This window comes from Cellulomonas sp. Leaf395, assembly GCF_001424125.1.
In the GTDB taxonomy this organism is placed as follows: Bacteria; Actinomycetota; Actinomycetes; order Actinomycetales; family Cellulomonadaceae; genus Cellulomonas.
This window is the reverse complement of record NZ_LMQI01000004.1, coordinates 494264-509554: the sequence shown is the minus strand read 5'-3', so window position 1 is coordinate 509554 and position 15291 is coordinate 494264. Positions and strand designations below refer to the sequence as shown.

At 73.3% G+C, this 15291-nt stretch carries 18 protein-coding genes; 8 read left to right on the top strand and 10 right to left on the bottom strand.

Features of this window, described 5'->3' with window-relative positions; translation table 11 throughout:
* Positions 1-31 precede the first annotated feature (31 nt).
* From ASG23_RS13880 to ASG23_RS13870, 3 genes are read right to left on the bottom strand one after another with little or no spacing between them, the layout of a single operon-like run.
* Complete coding sequence (locus tag ASG23_RS13880; protein WP_056025905.1) at positions 32-1144, bottom strand: FUSC family protein; 1113 nt, start codon at positions 1142-1144, stop codon at positions 32-34.
* Positions 1141-2328, bottom strand: a complete 1188-nt coding sequence (gene ygfZ / locus ASG23_RS13875; RefSeq protein ID WP_056025903.1) for a CAF17-like 4Fe-4S cluster assembly/insertion protein YgfZ — start codon at positions 2326-2328, stop codon at positions 1141-1143. Before ygfZ ends, ASG23_RS13880 begins: the two co-directional genes overlap by 4 nt.
* Positions 2328-2909, bottom strand: a complete 582-nt coding sequence (locus tag ASG23_RS13870; RefSeq protein ID WP_056025901.1) for an FABP family protein — start codon at positions 2907-2909, stop codon at positions 2328-2330. The genes ygfZ and ASG23_RS13870 overlap by 1 nt, the downstream gene beginning before the upstream one ends.
* Positions 2910-3089: 180 nt before the next feature.
* Between ASG23_RS13870 and ASG23_RS13865 the strand changes: the two genes are divergently transcribed.
* The gene (locus ASG23_RS13865; RefSeq protein WP_056025899.1) at positions 3090-3461 is read left to right on the top strand and encodes a DsrE family protein; all 372 of its coding nucleotides are present in this window, start codon (positions 3090-3092) and stop codon (positions 3459-3461) included.
* Here ASG23_RS13865 and ASG23_RS13860 read toward each other — a convergent pair.
* The 3 genes from ASG23_RS13860 to ASG23_RS13850 all read right to left on the bottom strand — a co-directional run bounded on the left by ASG23_RS13860 (position 3458) and on the right by ASG23_RS13850 (position 5220).
* Positions 3458-3919, bottom strand: coding sequence for a DUF4395 domain-containing protein (locus ASG23_RS13860; RefSeq protein WP_056025897.1), 462 nt, complete (start codon positions 3917-3919; stop codon positions 3458-3460). The two genes, ASG23_RS13865 and ASG23_RS13860, sit on opposite strands and share 4 nt — an antisense overlap.
* Before the next feature lie 101 nt (positions 3920-4020).
* Positions 4021-4482, bottom strand: a complete 462-nt coding sequence (locus ASG23_RS13855) for a thioredoxin family protein (protein ID WP_056025894.1) — start codon at positions 4480-4482, stop codon at positions 4021-4023.
* Positions 4483-4485: 3 nt separating this feature from the next.
* The gene (locus ASG23_RS13850; protein WP_056025892.1) at positions 4486-5220 is read right to left on the bottom strand and encodes a hypothetical protein; all 735 of its coding nucleotides are present in this window, start codon (positions 5218-5220) and stop codon (positions 4486-4488) included.
* Positions 5221-5507: 287 nt separating this feature from the next.
* Here ASG23_RS13850 and ASG23_RS13845 point away from each other — a divergent pair, with 287 nt between their 5' ends.
* From ASG23_RS13845 to ASG23_RS13835, 3 genes are read left to right on the top strand one after another with little or no spacing between them, the layout of a single operon-like run.
* Positions 5508-6236, top strand: coding sequence for a winged helix-turn-helix transcriptional regulator (locus ASG23_RS13845; RefSeq protein ID WP_056025890.1), 729 nt, complete (start codon positions 5508-5510; stop codon positions 6234-6236).
* A 51-nt stretch (positions 6237-6287) separates the two neighbouring features.
* Positions 6288-7568, top strand: a complete 1281-nt coding sequence (gene nhaA, locus ASG23_RS13840) for a Na+/H+ antiporter NhaA (RefSeq protein WP_082516183.1) — start codon at positions 6288-6290, stop codon at positions 7566-7568.
* Positions 7569-7579: 11 nt separating this feature from the next.
* Positions 7580-8521, top strand: coding sequence for an alpha/beta fold hydrolase (locus ASG23_RS13835; RefSeq protein ID WP_056025888.1), 942 nt, complete (start codon positions 7580-7582; stop codon positions 8519-8521).
* Between the two features lie 3 nt (positions 8522-8524).
* Here the strand turns inward: ASG23_RS13835 and nth are convergent, their stop codons facing one another.
* The gene (nth, locus tag ASG23_RS13830) at positions 8525-9244 is read right to left on the bottom strand and encodes an endonuclease III (RefSeq protein ID WP_056026334.1); all 720 of its coding nucleotides are present in this window, start codon (positions 9242-9244) and stop codon (positions 8525-8527) included.
* A 178-nt stretch (positions 9245-9422) separates the two neighbouring features.
* On the opposite strand from nth, the gene ASG23_RS13825 reads away from it, so the two are divergent.
* Together ASG23_RS13825 and ASG23_RS13820 are read left to right on the top strand one after the other, a co-directional pair.
* The gene (locus tag ASG23_RS13825) at positions 9423-9833 is read left to right on the top strand and encodes a hypothetical protein (RefSeq protein WP_056025886.1); all 411 of its coding nucleotides are present in this window, start codon (positions 9423-9425) and stop codon (positions 9831-9833) included.
* Between the two features lie 124 nt (positions 9834-9957).
* Entirely contained in the window at positions 9958-10635 is a 678-nt protein-coding gene (locus ASG23_RS13820) for a Crp/Fnr family transcriptional regulator (protein WP_056025884.1), read from the top strand.
* Between the two features lie 4 nt (positions 10636-10639).
* On the opposite strand, the gene ASG23_RS13815 is transcribed toward ASG23_RS13820, so the two are convergent.
* From ASG23_RS13815 to ASG23_RS13810, 3 genes are read right to left on the bottom strand one after another with little or no spacing between them, the layout of a single operon-like run.
* Positions 10640-11134, bottom strand: coding sequence for a RidA family protein (locus ASG23_RS13815; protein ID WP_056025882.1), 495 nt, complete (start codon positions 11132-11134; stop codon positions 10640-10642).
* Positions 11134-11292, bottom strand: a complete 159-nt coding sequence (locus tag ASG23_RS19960) for a DUF4177 domain-containing protein (protein WP_146847999.1) — start codon at positions 11290-11292, stop codon at positions 11134-11136. The genes ASG23_RS13815 and ASG23_RS19960 overlap by 1 nt, the downstream gene beginning before the upstream one ends.
* Positions 11293-11330: 38 nt before the next feature.
* The gene (locus ASG23_RS13810) at positions 11331-11621 is read right to left on the bottom strand and encodes a WhiB family transcriptional regulator (RefSeq protein ID WP_056025880.1); all 291 of its coding nucleotides are present in this window, start codon (positions 11619-11621) and stop codon (positions 11331-11333) included.
* Positions 11622-11856: 235 nt separating this feature from the next.
* Here ASG23_RS13810 and ASG23_RS13805 point away from each other — a divergent pair, with 235 nt between their 5' ends.
* The gene (locus ASG23_RS13805) at positions 11857-14307 is read left to right on the top strand and encodes a penicillin-binding protein (protein ID WP_056025878.1); all 2451 of its coding nucleotides are present in this window, start codon (positions 11857-11859) and stop codon (positions 14305-14307) included.
* The gene (locus ASG23_RS13800) at positions 14304-15257 is read left to right on the top strand and encodes a metallophosphoesterase (protein ID WP_056025875.1); all 954 of its coding nucleotides are present in this window, start codon (positions 14304-14306) and stop codon (positions 15255-15257) included. Before ASG23_RS13805 ends, ASG23_RS13800 begins: the two co-directional genes overlap by 4 nt.
* The last annotated feature ends 34 nt before the right edge of the window (positions 15258-15291 follow it).

Here is a 15291-nt window from a genome sequence, read left to right as displayed (position 1 = left end):
GCGACCGTACAAGACCCCACGGCCCCGCAGGTCAGATCTCCGGCAGGGAGTCGCGGGCAACCTGCGGCGGGACCCGGGCAGCCTCCAGGAGGTCGACGATCAGCGAGCGGTGGAGCAGCACCAGGCTCTGCACCTGCCAGTCGCGCGCGGCCAGCCGGAACGGGTCGAGCGCGCCGGCGACCGCCAGCAGCTGCGCCCGCGCGCGCTCCGGGTCCCGGCCGGCGCCGAGGGCCACGGCGAGCTCGTCGGCCGCCCGCGCGGTGGCCTCCACCTGGGCGGCGATGGTCGTCATGTCGTGCGTCTGCGCCTCGACGGCAGCCAGGCACCGTCGCGCCAGCACGCGGGCGTTGCGCATCGCGCGGTCGATGTGGACCGCGTCGGCGGCCAGCCCCGCCAGCTCGGCGCGATGCTTGCGGATCGTCGGGGACACGCGGGCCAGCTCGCCCGCGCTGGTCGCGGTCTCGGACCACTCGTCGAGCGCGGGCTGCGACGCCCGCCCGCGCACCAGCGCGTCCTCGACGTCCGCCGTCGATCCGGTGCGCAACCCGCGCGCGAGGATGCGGAGCACGCCCGCGAGGTCCTCGACCGCGGCACGGGCCAGCGTCCGGGGGTGCCGACGAGGGTCGCGCGGGGTCAGCAGCGCGACGGCGAGCGCCACCGCCCCGCCGATCGCCGCGTCGATCCACCGCCCCAGCGGCCCACCGGTCGCGGAGATCGCGGGCAGTCCGACGATGACCAGCGCCTGCACACCCGCCTGCGTGGTGAGCATCTGCCCGCGGTCGATGAACCGCGCGATGATCGCCGCCAGGAACAGCACCACGGCCACCTGCCAGGCGCCGTTGCCGATGAGGTGCACCAGCAGGTCCCCGAGCGCGACCCCGATCGCCACGCCGACGGCCAGCTCCGCGACCCGTCGGACGGACCGGTCCGACGTGAACCCGAGCGCGACCCAGGCGCTGACGGGTGCGAAGAACGGGTACGGGTGCCCGACCGCGTACTTGGCGATCGCGAACGCGATCGCCGCGGCGATCGACGCCTGCAGGATCGGGAACCACGCGGCCCGGACCCGCGCCCACCCCTGGCGCACCCGGACCTCGACGACCACGTCCAGGCGGGAGGACGTGCGTGAGTCCGGCGCGCTCACAGGCTCGGGTGCTGCCCCAGGCCGCGGGTCAGGGGTCCGCGGGCGGCGGGCCGGTCCACGGAGACGCCGTCGCCCGGCACGATCTGCTCCTGGCCGGCCGCGACGGACCCTGCTTCGGACTCGACGACGAGCTCGGCGTCCGCGGGCACCGACCGCTTGACCACGGCGAGCGCGACCGGGCCGAGCTCGTGGTGCCGCGCGACGGTCGTGACGTGCCCGACCACCCGTCCAGGCTCCTGCGCGTCAGCGGTCCGGACGACGTCGTGCACGGCGGCGCCCGGCTCGGGCAGCAGGTGCCCGGACCCGTCGAGGTGCAGCATGACCAGGCGGCGCGGCGGTCGGCCGAGGTTGTGCACGCGCGCGACGGACTCCTGCCCGCGGTAGCAGCCCTTGGTCAGGTGCACCGCGGTGCGCAGCCAGTCGAGCTCGTGCGGGATGGTCCGGTGGTCGGCCTCGTGGGACGCGCGTGGACGCCACGCCTCGACGCGTGCGGCCTCGCTGGCCCACGTGCCGACGAGCGGCCAGCCGGCGGCCTCCCGTGCGCGCACCTCCTCGACCAGCCGGTCGCGCGGGACCAGGACGAGCCGCCAGTCGCGGTCGGCCCCCGGGTGCTCGTCATCGGCCGGCCCATACCGGGTGCCGCCGGTCGCGGTCGTCGGCCAGGGGTCGCGCCAGGTGATGGGCTCATCGGGAGCGCCCTCCGCGTCGACCGGCTCGCCGATGGCCGCCCAGGCGTCGGTCGCGTCGACGATCTCGACCCGCAGCATGAACTTCATGCGGTTCAGCCAGGCTGCCAGGCCGATCGGCGTCTCGGTGAGCAGCCAGGTGGTCTCGCCGTCGTCGATCACGCCCGCCGCGTGCTCGACGTGCCCCTGCGGGCTGAGCACCAGCAGCTCCGTCGAGGTCCGCGGTGCCAGCGTGGTCAGCTCCTGCGTGGTGATCGAGTGCAGCCAGGTCAGCCGGTCGGGGCCGGTGACGGTCACGACCCCCAGGTGGGACTGGTCCACCACTGCGCCGCCGCGGGACAGCGCGCGCTGCTCGGCCGTCGGGTCGCCGTAGTGCCACGCGACGCCGGCGTCGGGACCGGAGCCTGCGACCGCGCCGCGGCGGGCCAGCAGCGGACTGGCGTGCCGGGGCGGCTCGCCGTGCCCGGCAGGTGTCTCGACGGGTACGTCGGTGGTCATCATGCCTCGTCGTCGGTGAGGGCCTCGACCCGCGCGAGGCGGCCGGAGGCGTAGGACTGCATGGGGTGGCCGAACGCGGCGATGTCGTGCGCCCACATGAGCTCGCCGTTCACCAGGCCGTAGAGGCGCTTGCCCGCGCTGACGTCGGCACCGGAGGCGGCCCGGACCATCGCGTCGCTGACCAGGTCGATACGCCCCTTGCCGACGGCGCCGATGTACAGGGCGACGTGGCCGGACGGGTCGGCGACCAGGAGCTCGACGGCGTGCTGGTCGTCGGTGAGGCCCCAGTCGGTGGGCCGCTCGGGCGGGATCCGCCAGTACCCGGACTCGGTCTGCCAGACCGGGGCGGGCGGTTCGTCCTCGAGGGCGGCCGTGCTGGTCGGCGCCACGATCAGCCGGATGGTCGACGTGTACGACAGGTACGGCCCGCCGTCGCTGGCGATGACGATCTCCTGCGTGAACGTCGCCTCGTCGATACCGGGGTAGTCGACGACTCCCTCACCGCGCCACGTGCCCACCAGCCAGGCCAGCGGGTAGACCTCGGGAGCGAGGCCCTCGGGGTCGGGCAGGACGAACGGCACAGCGGGCCTCCCAGTCGGTTCAGTGCATGACGTCAGCGCTGGCCCTTGTAGAGCCGGTAGACGACGAAGCAGGCGAACCAGCCGATCACCAGCGTCGCCGCGACCAGCAGGCCGATGAAGACTCCCTCGAGCGCAGTCATGCCGACGATCCTAACGAGCGCGCACCCCTACCCTGTTCCGATGAGTCCCACGCCACGCCCCCTCGTGATCAAGACCACGTCCGGCACCGAGCGTCCGGAGGCCACGAACCAGGCGTTCACCGTGGCAGCCGCGGCCGTCGCGGCGGGCGCCGAGGTCAGCCTCTGGCTCACGGGCGAGTCGGCCTGGCTCGCCCTGCCGGGTCGCGCGGCCGACCTCGTCCTCGAGCACGCGACCCCGCTGAGCGAGCTCCTGGACCTGGTGCTGGAGGGCGGCCGCGTGACGGTGTGCACGCAGTGCGCCGCCCGACGGGGCATCGGTCCGGAGCACGTGCTGCCGGGCGTCCGGATCGCGGGGGCCGCGGTGTTCGTCGAGGAATCCCTGGCGGAGCGCGCGCAGGCGCTCGTGTACTAAGCGGTCCTCCCCGCGCGCAGCCGCACGCCGAGCAGGTACAGCTCGCAGCCGAGGCACAGCCCGAACACCGCGTTCAGGAACGCCGCGACCAGGGCGATCGCGGCGGCGACCGGGACGGCGACGGCCGCGCCGGCCAGCCCGAGGACCAGGCCCGCACCCGTGATGATCAGCCCGACCAGCTGCGCGAACGTCGGCGGACGGGGGTCCTCGAGCTCGGCCGGCGGTGCCAGGCGGGGGCGGACGACCTTCCGGAACACCCACCCCTGCCAGGTGCGTCCGATGCCGCCGAACGCGCCGAGCGCGAACCCGGCGACGATGACGGCGAGCACGACGTACGCGGCGGGCGTGGTGCCGAGCAGGAGGACCGCGACGAGCAGGACGAGGTTGACGGCGGCGCCGAACCGCGGGCCGCGGGGGTCGATGCCGGCAGGGGCGTTCGTGCGTACTGGCGTGCTCATGGGGACTCCAACGACGGCAGAGAGCGTGCGGGATGTTCGGGGGTGCGCGGTCCATCGGCCGGGGCCGCGGCGCGCCCGGCCGGACGCCTCACGGCCCGGAGTCAGACGGCGGAGACCCCGCCCGGACAGGAGTCGAGCGCGGCGAGCGCGTGCCGACGGTCCGTGGCACCGGACATGCGACCGACCACGACGCCGCGGGCGTCGAGCAGGAGCGTGGTCGGGGTGCGCATGATGCCGAAGCGTCGCACGAGATCCAGGTGCTCGACCACGTCCATCTCGACGTGTGAGAGGTCGTCGTGCTCGGAGACCAGCTGCGCGAGCACGGCGTGGGTGCGGCGGCAGGGCGCACAGACCTCGCTGGAGAACTGGACGAACGTCGCGCGGGCGCCCAGGGGCGCTCCGAGCTCGTCGGCGGTGAGGCGCGAGTCGTCAGCCACGTCGAGCGGCACGTCCTCGAGCAACGTGGGGTCGACGGCGGTGTACCGGCCGTTGCGCGAGCGCCACCACAGGCCCAGCGCGGACGCGACGACCAGCAGGGCGAGGACGAGCAGCGCGCGATCCACTCTTCAGCCCACCAGGACCCGGCCGACGACGTACACGAGGATGCCCGTCACGGTGACGGGCAGGGTCACGGCCGCGAGCGACGGCCAGCGCCGCTCGAGCGAGGGCAGCTGGTCGAAGAGCGCGTGCAGGGTGGCGACGAGGACCCCGACCGACAGGCCCAGCAGGGCACCCGCGAGAGGGTCGATCGCCGGGAGCAGGAGCCCGCCGAGCGCGCCGGCACCGGCTGCTGCCCCCGCTGTGACCAGCGCGCCGACCCACGAGCGCAGGTGCAGCGCGACCACGACGGAGCCGACGGCCAGCGCGAGGGCGCCGACGACCACGATCGGCTCGCCGCCGGGCGTCCGCCCGATCGCGACCCACCCGGCCGCGGCGACCGCGACGAGCGTGCCGGCGATCGTCCCGGACACCGACTCGACGAGCCGGGTGCGGCCGTCGCGGCGCAGGAGCTCGTTGACGAACGCGAGCAGGATCGCGGCGGCGAAGACGACCGGAAGGTCCCGCAGGTACGGCTGCGTGACGGTGAGGTGGACGACGGCGACGGCACCGACACCGCCCAGCGCCACGACCGTGGCGGACCCGGGCTTGAACGGCAGTCCCGCCAGCGCCGGCCAGCCGAGGGCGAAGAGCAGCGCGAGCACCGCGGCGGTGCCGGTCAGGGGCAGGCCGCCCAGGTACCCGGCGACGGCGACGGCGGCGGCGAGCACGGCCGTCACGACCACCCTGGTGGCGAGCTGCATGGATCCCCTACCGTCCCGCGACCGGGGTCACGAGCGAACCGTCGCGCATCGGTGCCGTGCGCGCGCTGACGCGACCGGTCTGCTGGGAGGGGAGGAGCACGCCGCCGATTGTCGCATCCCGGCGCCGTCCGTCTCTCGCGTCGCTCGCGTCACTCATGCCTTTGTCTCTCGAGGTCCTCGCACCTGGTCACCCGTCCTGGTGACACGCGCCATCCCTCGGGCACCGGGCACGACCAGGGCGGGCCGCGCGGTACCGTTGCCCCCACTCGCACGCGGGGAGGTCCCAGGTGGCAGATCTGCTGCTGCTCACTCCAGCGTCCGGGGGCTCCGCCCAGGTGCTCCCGGCCCTCGGTCTGTTGTCCCACCGCGTCCGTGTGCTCCCGGTCGAACCCTCGGCCCTCGTGGACGCACCGGACGCCGACATCGTCGTGCTCGACGCACGGCGCGACCTGGTCACCGCCAGGACCACCTGTCGGCTGTTGCGCGCCACGGGCCTGACGGTCCCGCTGATCCTCGTGCTCACCGAGGGCGGCCTCACGGTCGTCACGGCCGAGTGGGGCGCGGACGACATCATCCTGGAGACAGCCAACCCGGCCGAGGTCGAGACGCGCTTCCGGCTGGTCATGGAGCGTGCCGCCACCGCGGGATACGACGACGCGCCGCAGGAGATCTCGTCCGGCGAGCTCACCATCGACGCCGGCGGCTACACCGCCCGGCTCCGTGGCCGGCCGCTCGACCTCACCTACAAGGAGTTCGAGCTCCTCAAGTACCTGGTCCAGCACCCGGGCCGCGTGTTCACCCGCGCCCAGCTGCTCCAGGAGGTCTGGGGCTACGACTACTACGGAGGCACCCGGACGGTCGACGTGCACGTGCGACGCCTCCGCGCCAAGCTCGGGCCCGAGCACGAGCAGCTCATCGGCACGGTCCGCAACGTCGGCTATCGCTTCGACCCGCCCAAGGACCGCCGCGGCGCGGTCGACGGTCGCAGCGAGGTCCCCGAGCCCGCGGACGCCTGACCGTCCCCTAGCCTGACGCGAGGGCACGTCCCGAGCCAGCCGGAGGTCCCCGTGCCCACGCCCGCCCGCCGCCTGTTCGCCGCCCTCTCCCCGGCGTCCGAACGCAACCTGCTCGACACCCTGCGCGAGGAGCGCGTCGGCGGTGCGCTGCTGCTCGCGGGCACCGTCATCGCCCTGCTCTGGGCCAACGTCAGCCCCGCGTCGTACACCGCGGTGTCGGACACGGTGGTCGGACCGGCTGCCCTGCACCTCGACCTCACGCTGGCCACCTGGGCGACCGACGGGCTGCTCGCGATCTTCTTCTTCGTCGTCGGGCTCGAGCTCAAGCGCGAGATCGTCGCAGGTGAGCTGCGCAACCCGCGCACGGCGGTGGTGCCCATCGTCGCCGCGGTCGGCGGCATGCTGGTCCCCGCCAGCATCTACCTCGCCGTCAACCTGTCCTCTCCCGACGGCAACGCGCGCGGGTGGGCGGTCCCGACGGCGACGGACATCGCGTTCGCGGTCTCGGTCCTGGCCATCGTGGGGCGCAGCCTGCCGAACGCGCTGCGTGCCTTCCTGCTCACGCTCGCGGTCGTCGACGACCTGCTCGCGATCATCGTCATCGGCGCGGTGTACACCGAGTCGGTCTCCGCGCTCTGGCTCGGCGTCGGTGCGGCGACCGTCGTCCTCTTCGCCCTCGCCATCCGGCGGGGGTGGGTCAGCGGGTGGCTGCTGGTGCCGCTCGGCCTGGCCGCGTGGGCCGCGGTGCACGCGTCCGGGGTCCACGCGACCATCGCCGGTGTCGCGCTCGGGCTCGTCGTCCCGGCCACGCCGGAGGCCACCCGGCGGGCGCTCCGACTCACCAGCCTGCCGGAGGAGTCGCTCGCCGAGCGGTGGGAGCACGCGTGGCGGCCGCTGTCCGCCGGCATCGCCGTGCCCGTGTTCGCGCTGTTCGCTGCCGGGGTGACCCTCAGCGTGGGGACGCTGCAGACCGCGTTCGCCGACCCGGTGGCCCAGGGCGTCGCCCTCGGGCTCGTGGTGGGCAAGCCGCTCGGCATCCTCGGCGCCACCTGGCTCGTCGCCCGGTTCACGCGTGCCGCGCTCGCCCCCGGTCTCGGCTGGCTGGACGTCGGAGCCGTCGGTCTGCTCGGTGGGATCGGCTTCACCGTGTCCCTGCTGGTGGGCGAGCTCGCGTTCGGCGCCGGCAGCCCGCACGACGAGCACGTCGTCGTCTCCGTGCTCGTCGGGTCGCTCGTGGCGGCCATCCTCGGCGGCGCTGCCCTGTACCAGCGCGACCGACATCACGCGCACGTGGCGGGCAGGACCTCACGCGACATCGACCTGAGCGGGTAGGTTCGGCACCGATGAGCACCGTCGACTCCGCCTCGCTCCTCATCGACGGCCCCTGGGAGCACCGCTACGTGGCCGCGAACGGCGCCCGGTTCCACGTGGCCGTCGCCGGCCCCGACGACCGTGACGCCCCGCTGGTCGTGCTCCTGCACGGGGTCCCGCAGTTCTGGTGGGCATGGCGCCACCAGCTGCCTGCCCTGGCCGACGCCGGCTACCGCGTGGCGGCCATGGACGTGCGGGGCACGGGCGGCTCGGACAAGCCGCCCGTCGGGTACGACGTCCCGACCCTGGCCGCCGACGTCGCGGGCGTCATCCAGTCGCTGGGTGCCACGGATGCGGCGATCGTCGGCAGCGGCACGGGTGGCGAGATCGCGTGGGCGATGGCCGGGCTCCAGCCCGACCGGGTCCGCGCGGTCGCCGCGCTGGCGGCTCCGCACCCGCTGGACACCCGCGGGCACCCACGTCGCGCCGTGCGCCCGTCGGCCCTGCGACGGCTCGCCTTCGTGCAGCTGCCGTCGTGGCCCGAGCATGCACTGATGGAGGGCGACCTGGTCGTCCGGCTCCTGCGCGAGTGGGGCGGCGCCCCGGGCTGGCTCGACCCGCGCGCGGAGACGACGTACCGCTCCGCGGCACGCGTGCCCTTCGCGGCGCACAGCCAGATGGAGCAGCTGCGCTGGCTGGTCCGCTCGATGCCGCGTCCCGACGGTCGCCGCTACCACGCGACGCTGCAGGAGAGCACCCGGACGCTCCCCGTCCTGCAGGTGCACGGAGGTCGGGACGGGCTGCGACCCGCGTCCCGCGCAGCCCTGTCCAAGGAGACCGCCGCGGTGGTGGCCTCGCGCTACCAGTTCGAGCTGCTGCCGCAGGCCGGGCACTACCCCGCGGAGGAGGCGCCGGACCTCGTCACCGACCTGCTCCTGACGTGGTTGCGCGAGGTCGCCCCGGTGACGGTGTGACGCTCACGCCTTGACCATCGCCAGCGCTCGCACGGGGTCGAGCTCACCGATCCCCGCCGACGGGCACATCGCTGCGACCGGGCACGCTCCGCACGCGGGCCTGCGGGCGAAGCAGGTGCGCCGCCCGTGGAAGATCAACCGGTGCGACGCCATCGTCCAGTCCTTGCGGGGCAGCAGCGCGCCGAGCTCCTGCTCGACCACCAGCGGGTCCTCGCTGGCGGTGTAGCCGAGCCGCCTGGAGAGCCGCATGACGTGCGTGTCCGTGGTGATCCCGGGGACGCCGAACGCGTTGCCGAGCACCACGTTGGCCGTCTTGCGTCCGACCCCGGGCAGCGTCACGAGGTCCTTGAGCCGCCCGGGAACCTCCCCGTGGAACCGCTCGACGAGATCCCGGGACAGCCCCATGACCGACTTCGTCTTGGCCCGGAAGAACCCGGTGGGCCGCAGGATCTCCTCGACCTCCTCGGGGTTCGCGGCCGCGAGCGCCGCGGCGTCCGGGTAGCGCGCGAAGAGGATCGGGGTGGTGAGGTTCACGCGGACGTCCGTGGTCTGGGCGGAGAGCACGGTGGCGACCAGCAGCTCGAACGGCGAGGTGAAGTCCAGCTCGCAGTGCGCGTCGGGGTAGCGCACGGCCAGGACCCGGTCCACCCGGCGCGCGCGCCGTGTGCGGGCGAGCGAGGACTCGTTGCCGGCGGAGTCGGGCCCGGCGTCTCCTGAAGTCACGATCGGCAGCCTACGACCCGTCGCCCACACCCGTTCGGGGCGCCTCTGACCTGCGGCGCTGCTCCCTTGGAGTGATCTGCAGCCGCACCCGGGCCTGCACGCTCAAGGTCGGCTCGCACCGGACCGAATCCACCGACGGCGCCCGTTCGAGATGCCTGTCCGAGGAGGACCTGCCCCCATGACGTCACCCGTCGAGCAACGGGTCAATGATCTCCGCCTCGACCGGCGCGCGCTGCGCGCCGAGCACGCGAGGGTCGCGTGGTGGCGTCGGCTCGTCCGCGCCCGCCTGGACCTGGCGGTCGCGCAGGCAGCCCGCCCGCAGGCCCTCGGCGAGGAGATGGCCTTCCAGCTGCCGCTCGACGTCAGTCTCGACGTCCCCCGCCCCGCTGACCTCGCCGCGGTGCTCGACGCCGGGACGGAGGCTGTCGACCGCCTGGGCGAGCTGAGAGCCCTCGACGAGCAGCTCTCCACGTACGCCGCCGGCGTGGAGGAGGCGCTCACGCGGGCCACCGACCGGCTCATCACCCGCCTCGCGGCGGACCCCGGCATCGCCGTCGCCGGCCTGCCGGAGCCCCTGGGCCGCGGATGACACCCACCATGGGGCAGACTGAGTGCGGATCAGGCCGCTGACCAGCGGCCGGTCCGACCGTCTCCATCGTGAACGATGCCGTCCGGGATGAACCGGGGTGCGGCCAGAGAGGTGAGGTGTCCCCGTGGAGGACGACATCGTGCTGTCGGCGCCGCTGTTCGCCGGGCTCGACCCGGAAGCGTCCGAGACGCTCGTCGCGACGATGAAGCCGATCGAGATCGCCCGCGGCGACGCCCTGTTCCAGGAGGGCGAGCCCGGCGACCGGCTCTACGTCGTGCGCGAGGGCAAGATCAAGCTCGGCCGACGCTCGAACGACGGCCGCGAGAACCTGCTGGCCGTCCTCGGGCCGGGTGAGATGTTCGGCGAGCTGAGCCTCTTCGACCCCGGCCCCCGCACGGCGACCGCGACCGTCGTCGCCGACGCGGTGGTGCTCGAGCTCGGGCACAGCGACCTGATCCGCTGGCTCCAGGACAAGCCGACGGTGGCGCAGCACCTGCTCCAGGCGCTCGCCCGACGGCTGCGCCGCACCAACGAGGCGCTCGCCGACCTGGTGTTCTCGGACGTCCCCGGTCGCGTCGCCAAGGCGCTGCTGGACCTGTCGACCCGGTTCGGCGAGAGGGTCGACGAGGGGATCCGGGTGGCGCACGACCTGACGCAGGAGGAGCTCGCGCAGCTCGTCGGCGCGTCGCGGGAGACCGTCAACAAGGCCCTCGCCGACTTTGCCGCCCGCGGCTGGGTGCGCCGGGAAGGGCGCGCGGTCGTCCTGCTCGACGTGGAGCGCCTGGAACGACGGGCCCGCTAGGCCGTCACGCCAGCTCGACGACGATCTCGACCTCGACCGGGGCGTCCATCGGCAGCACCGCCACGCCCACGGCCGACCGCGCGTGCACGCCTGCGTCACCCAGGACGGCGTGCAGCAGCAGGCTGGCGCCGTTGACGACGGCGGGCTGACCGGTGAAGGCCGGGTCGCTCGCGACGAAGCCGACGACCTTGGTGACGTGCACGATCCGGTCGAGCGCGTCGGTGCCCTGCGGTCCGCCCTCGGCGGCGACCACCGCGGCGACCGCGGCGAGCGCGTTCAGCGCACACGTCCGCGCGTACCCGGCCGCGTCGTCCGGGGAGACCAGACCGTCCCCGACGCCGACCTTGCCCGTGGCCGGCAGCGCGCCGGCGACGAGGGGCAGCTGCCCGGAGGTGTAGACGTAGGCGCCGGACCGGACTGCGGGCACGTAGGCCGCGAGAGGCAGCGCCACCTCGGGCAGATCCAGCCCCAGGTCAGCGAGCCGGGCGGCGGCCCCCATCAGGACTCCTTGGGCCGCTTGAGGTAGGCCACGAGGCCGGCGTCCGGTCCCTGGATCACCTGGACGAGCTCCCAGCCGTCGGCGCCCCACTGGTCGAGGATCGCCTTCGTGGCGTGAATGATGAGCGGAATCGTCGCGTACTCCCACGTCGTTGCCATGGGCTCACCCTAGGGCCCGGGAACGTGTCGGAGCGCTCTCACAGCGCGTCGACGACGTTCCCCACGAGCTCGTTGCGCCAGGACCGCACCTCGGGTCGGCGACGCAGCAGGGCCCGCCGTTCGCGTTCCGTCATGCCGCCCCAGACGCCGAAGTCCATGCGGTTGTCGAGCGCGTCGGCCAGGCATGCCAGCCGGACGGGGCAGCCGGTGCACACCGAGCGCGCCTCCCGCTGGGCAGCACCCTCGACGAAGAGCGCGTCGGGCGCGAGCTTGCCAGTCCCGCACGCTGCGAGCGCTGTCCAGTGCGCGTCCTGCGCAACCGTGGTCACTCATGTCCTCCCGAGCACGCCGACGGGAGCGTGCCGTGGCATCCGCACCCGAGTCCTGCCGGGAAACTACTGGTCCGAGCACCTTCCTGGCGAGACTCCGTTCGGGTCATATCGTCAGGTGGACGTGCGACCGGGTCAGGAGAGGTCCAGCGCCGATGTGCAGGTCCCGTGCAGGTCGGGGCTGCTGAGGCCGTTCTCTCCAGGGTGTGACAGAGCGTCCGACTACCCTGACGGCATGCCGAACCCTGCGCGCCAGCGCGGCCGACAGGTCAACTTCTTCCAGGCGGTGGCCCTCCTGCTCACGTTCGCGCTCGTCGCGGGTGTGTCCGGAGTGCTCGCCGCCGGACTCGTTCTGCCCGGAGTGGCCGTCGCCAACGGTGTGACCGACATCACGCGCACGGCCTTCGACGACCTGCCCACCGAGCTCGCGCAGAAGCGGCTGCCCGAGAAGTCGGTCATCAAGGCCGCGGACGGCACGCTGCTGGCGACGTTCTACGACCAGAACCGGGTCATCGTCCCCCTCACCGAGATCTCGCCCCTGCTGCAGCACGCGGTGATCGCGACGGAGGACAAGCGGTTCTACCAGCACGTGGGCGTCGACCCCCGGGGCATGTTCCGCGCGTTCGTGAAGAACCAGGCGGACTCCGACGGCGGCCAGGAGGGCGCGTCGACGCTCACCCAGCAGTACATCAAGAACGTCCTCATCGACGCCGCGCTGGCGAAGGAGACCGAGGCCGAGCGGCTCGAGGCCATGCAGGCCGCCCGTGGCGCCGAGGGCACCGAGGGGTACGCCCGCAAGCTGCGGGAGGCGAAGCTCGCCATCGCGCTCGAGAAGACGATGACGAAGGACGAGATCCTCGAGAAGTACCTGAACATCGCGCCGTTCGGGGCGTCGGTGTACGGGGCGGAGTCCGCCGCGAACTACTACTTCAGCAAGTCCGCCAAGGACCTCAACTACATCGAGGCCGCGACGATCGCCGGTGTGACGCAGAGCCCGACGAAGTGGGACCCGGTGCTCAACCCCGCGGCCTCCCAGACCCGCCGGGACCGCGTCCTCACGCTGATGAACGAGCAGGGCTTCATCACCGACGAGGAGTACGCCGCCGGCGTCGCGACGCCGCTGCCGGACACCATGCACATCCAGCCCCTGAAGCAGGGCTGCATGACGGCAGGTGACGTGGTGGCCGGGTCCGGCTACTTCTGCGACTACGCCACCAAGGTGATCCTCAACGACCCCGCGTTCGGTCCGGACAGGGAAGCGCGCAAGGCCCTGCTCTACACCGGCGGACTCACCATCACCACGACACTGGACCCCCGCCTGCAGGCCGCCGCCGACGGCGAGGTCAAGGCAGGCGTCCCGGTCGGCGACGCGTCCGGCGTGAAGTCCGCGATCTCTGTCGTCGAGCCCGGCACCGGCAAGATCACCGCGATGGCGCAGACCACCGTGTTCAACCCGACCTCCACCCCCGGCCCTGGCGAGGACGCGGTCAACTACAACACCGACGCCGCGTACGGCGCCTCGAAGGGGTTCGCCCCCGGCTCGACGTTCAAGCCGTTCACGCTCGCGCAGTGGCTGAAGGAAGGCCACAGCCTCAACGAGATCATCGACGGCAAGCCCATGCAGTACCCGATGTCCGCGTTCAACGCCTCGTGCACCAGGCTCGCCGGCGCGCCGTACAAGTTCGGCAACGCCGAGGGCAAGGGCGCAGTGATGTCGGTCCTCGACGCGACGAAGAACTCGGTCAACTCCGGGTACATCGCCATGGCGACCAAGATCGACCTCTGCGGGATGATCGACACGGCCACCTCGCTGGGCGTCCACCAGGCGAACACCGGAGAGCCCTTCAAGGTCCTCCCCGCCAACGTGCTCGGCTCGGACGGGGTCGCGCCGCTTACGATGGCCGCCGCGTTCGCCGCGTTCGCCTCCGGCGGCGTGTACTGCAAGCCCATCGCGATCCTGAGCGTCGTCGACACCGACGGCGTCTCCCTCCCGGTCCCGCAGGCCGGTTGCACGCAGGCGCTCGAGCCGCGGATCGCGAACGCGCTGAACTTCGCTCTCTCCCACGTCTGGCAGGGCACCGCCGATTCCGTGGGCGCTCCTCCGTTCCCGTCGGCGGGCAAGACCGGAACCACCTCCGAGAACGAGTACACGTGGTTCGTCGGCTACACGCCGCGGCTGGCGGCAGCCGTCTGGGTGGGGCACAGCGACGGGGTGATCCCGGTCAAGGACGTCACGATCGGCGGCAAGTTCGTCCGCAGGGCGTACGGCTCATCGGTTGCGGCACCCACCTGGAAGCGGTTCATGGTCACCGCCCTGAGCGACGGGGCGCCCAACCCCGGCTTCGCCGCACCTGGCGACAAGGAAGTGTTCGGCGAGAAGATCCCCGTCCCCTCCGTGGTCGGCCTCAACGAGGCGGACGCCCGCAACCGGCTCGCTGGCGCCGGGTTCAGGGCGTCGATCGCTCCCGAGCAGGTCAGCTCCGCGCTGCCTGCAGGTACCGTCGTGTCGCAGAGCCCGTCGGGCACCGCGGTGCGCGGCTCGTACGTCACGCTCACGCTGTCCAACGGGCAGCCGCCGGCGGCGCCGCCCCCCGCTGAACCTCAGCCTCAGCCTCAGCCTCAGCCTCCTCAGCCTCAGCCCGGTCAGGGCGGTGGCGGCGGTGGCCGTGGCGGTGGCAACGGTTGACCGGCCTGACCACGTCTGGCGTCGCCCGCACCGCCGGTGCGCTCGCGCTGGCCGGTGCGGGTGCGCTCGCGTACGCCTCGCTGATCGAGGTGCGCTGGTACACCCTGCGACAGGTCACCGTGCCGGTGCTCCCCGCCGGTCAGGACCCGCTGCGGATCCTGCACCTCTCCGACCTGCACCTGACGCCCGGTCAGCGCAAGAAGGTCGACTGGGTGAAGGACCTCGCCTCGCTCGACCCGCACCTGGTCGTCGACACGGGCGACAACTGGGCGCACCTCGACGCGATGCCCGCCCTGCTCGAGGCCCTGGAGCCGCACCTCGCGGTCCCCGGGGCGTTCGTGCTGGGCTCCAACGACTACATCTCGCCTGCGCCGAAGAACCCGGCCCGGTACCTGCTGCCCGACGCCCGGCGGCGTCAAGCGCAGAGCCCGCCCGAGCTGCCGTGGCGTGAGCTCGCGTCCCGGTTCCGGTCCGCCGGCTGGATCGACCTCACCAACCGTCGGGACGTCCTCAAGGTCGACGGCCGGGTGCTGTCCCTCGTGGGCACGGACGACGCGCACCTGGACCGCGACCGGTTCCCCGACGCCGGTGACGCCGACGACGCCCGGACCGCTCCGACACCCGTCGACCTGCACCTGGGCATCACGCACGCGCCCTACCGCCGGGTCCTGGACGCGATGCACGCCGACGACGTCGACCTGGCGATCGCCGGGCACACGCACGGCGGCCAGCTGGCCCTCCCGTTCTGGGGCGCCCTGGTGACCAACTGCGACCTCGACACGCGCCGCGCCAAGGGCCTGCACGGCTGGCCCGGGCCGCGTCCGGACCAGCCGGGCGGTGCGGGCTCGACGTGGATGCACGTGTCCGCCGGGCTCGGGACCTCGCCGTACGCGCCCGTGCGGTTCGCGTGCCGGCCGGAAGCGACGCTCCTCACGCTCGTCGCTCCCTGATCCGGTTTCGTTCCACGCCCGGTCGTCGGCTATC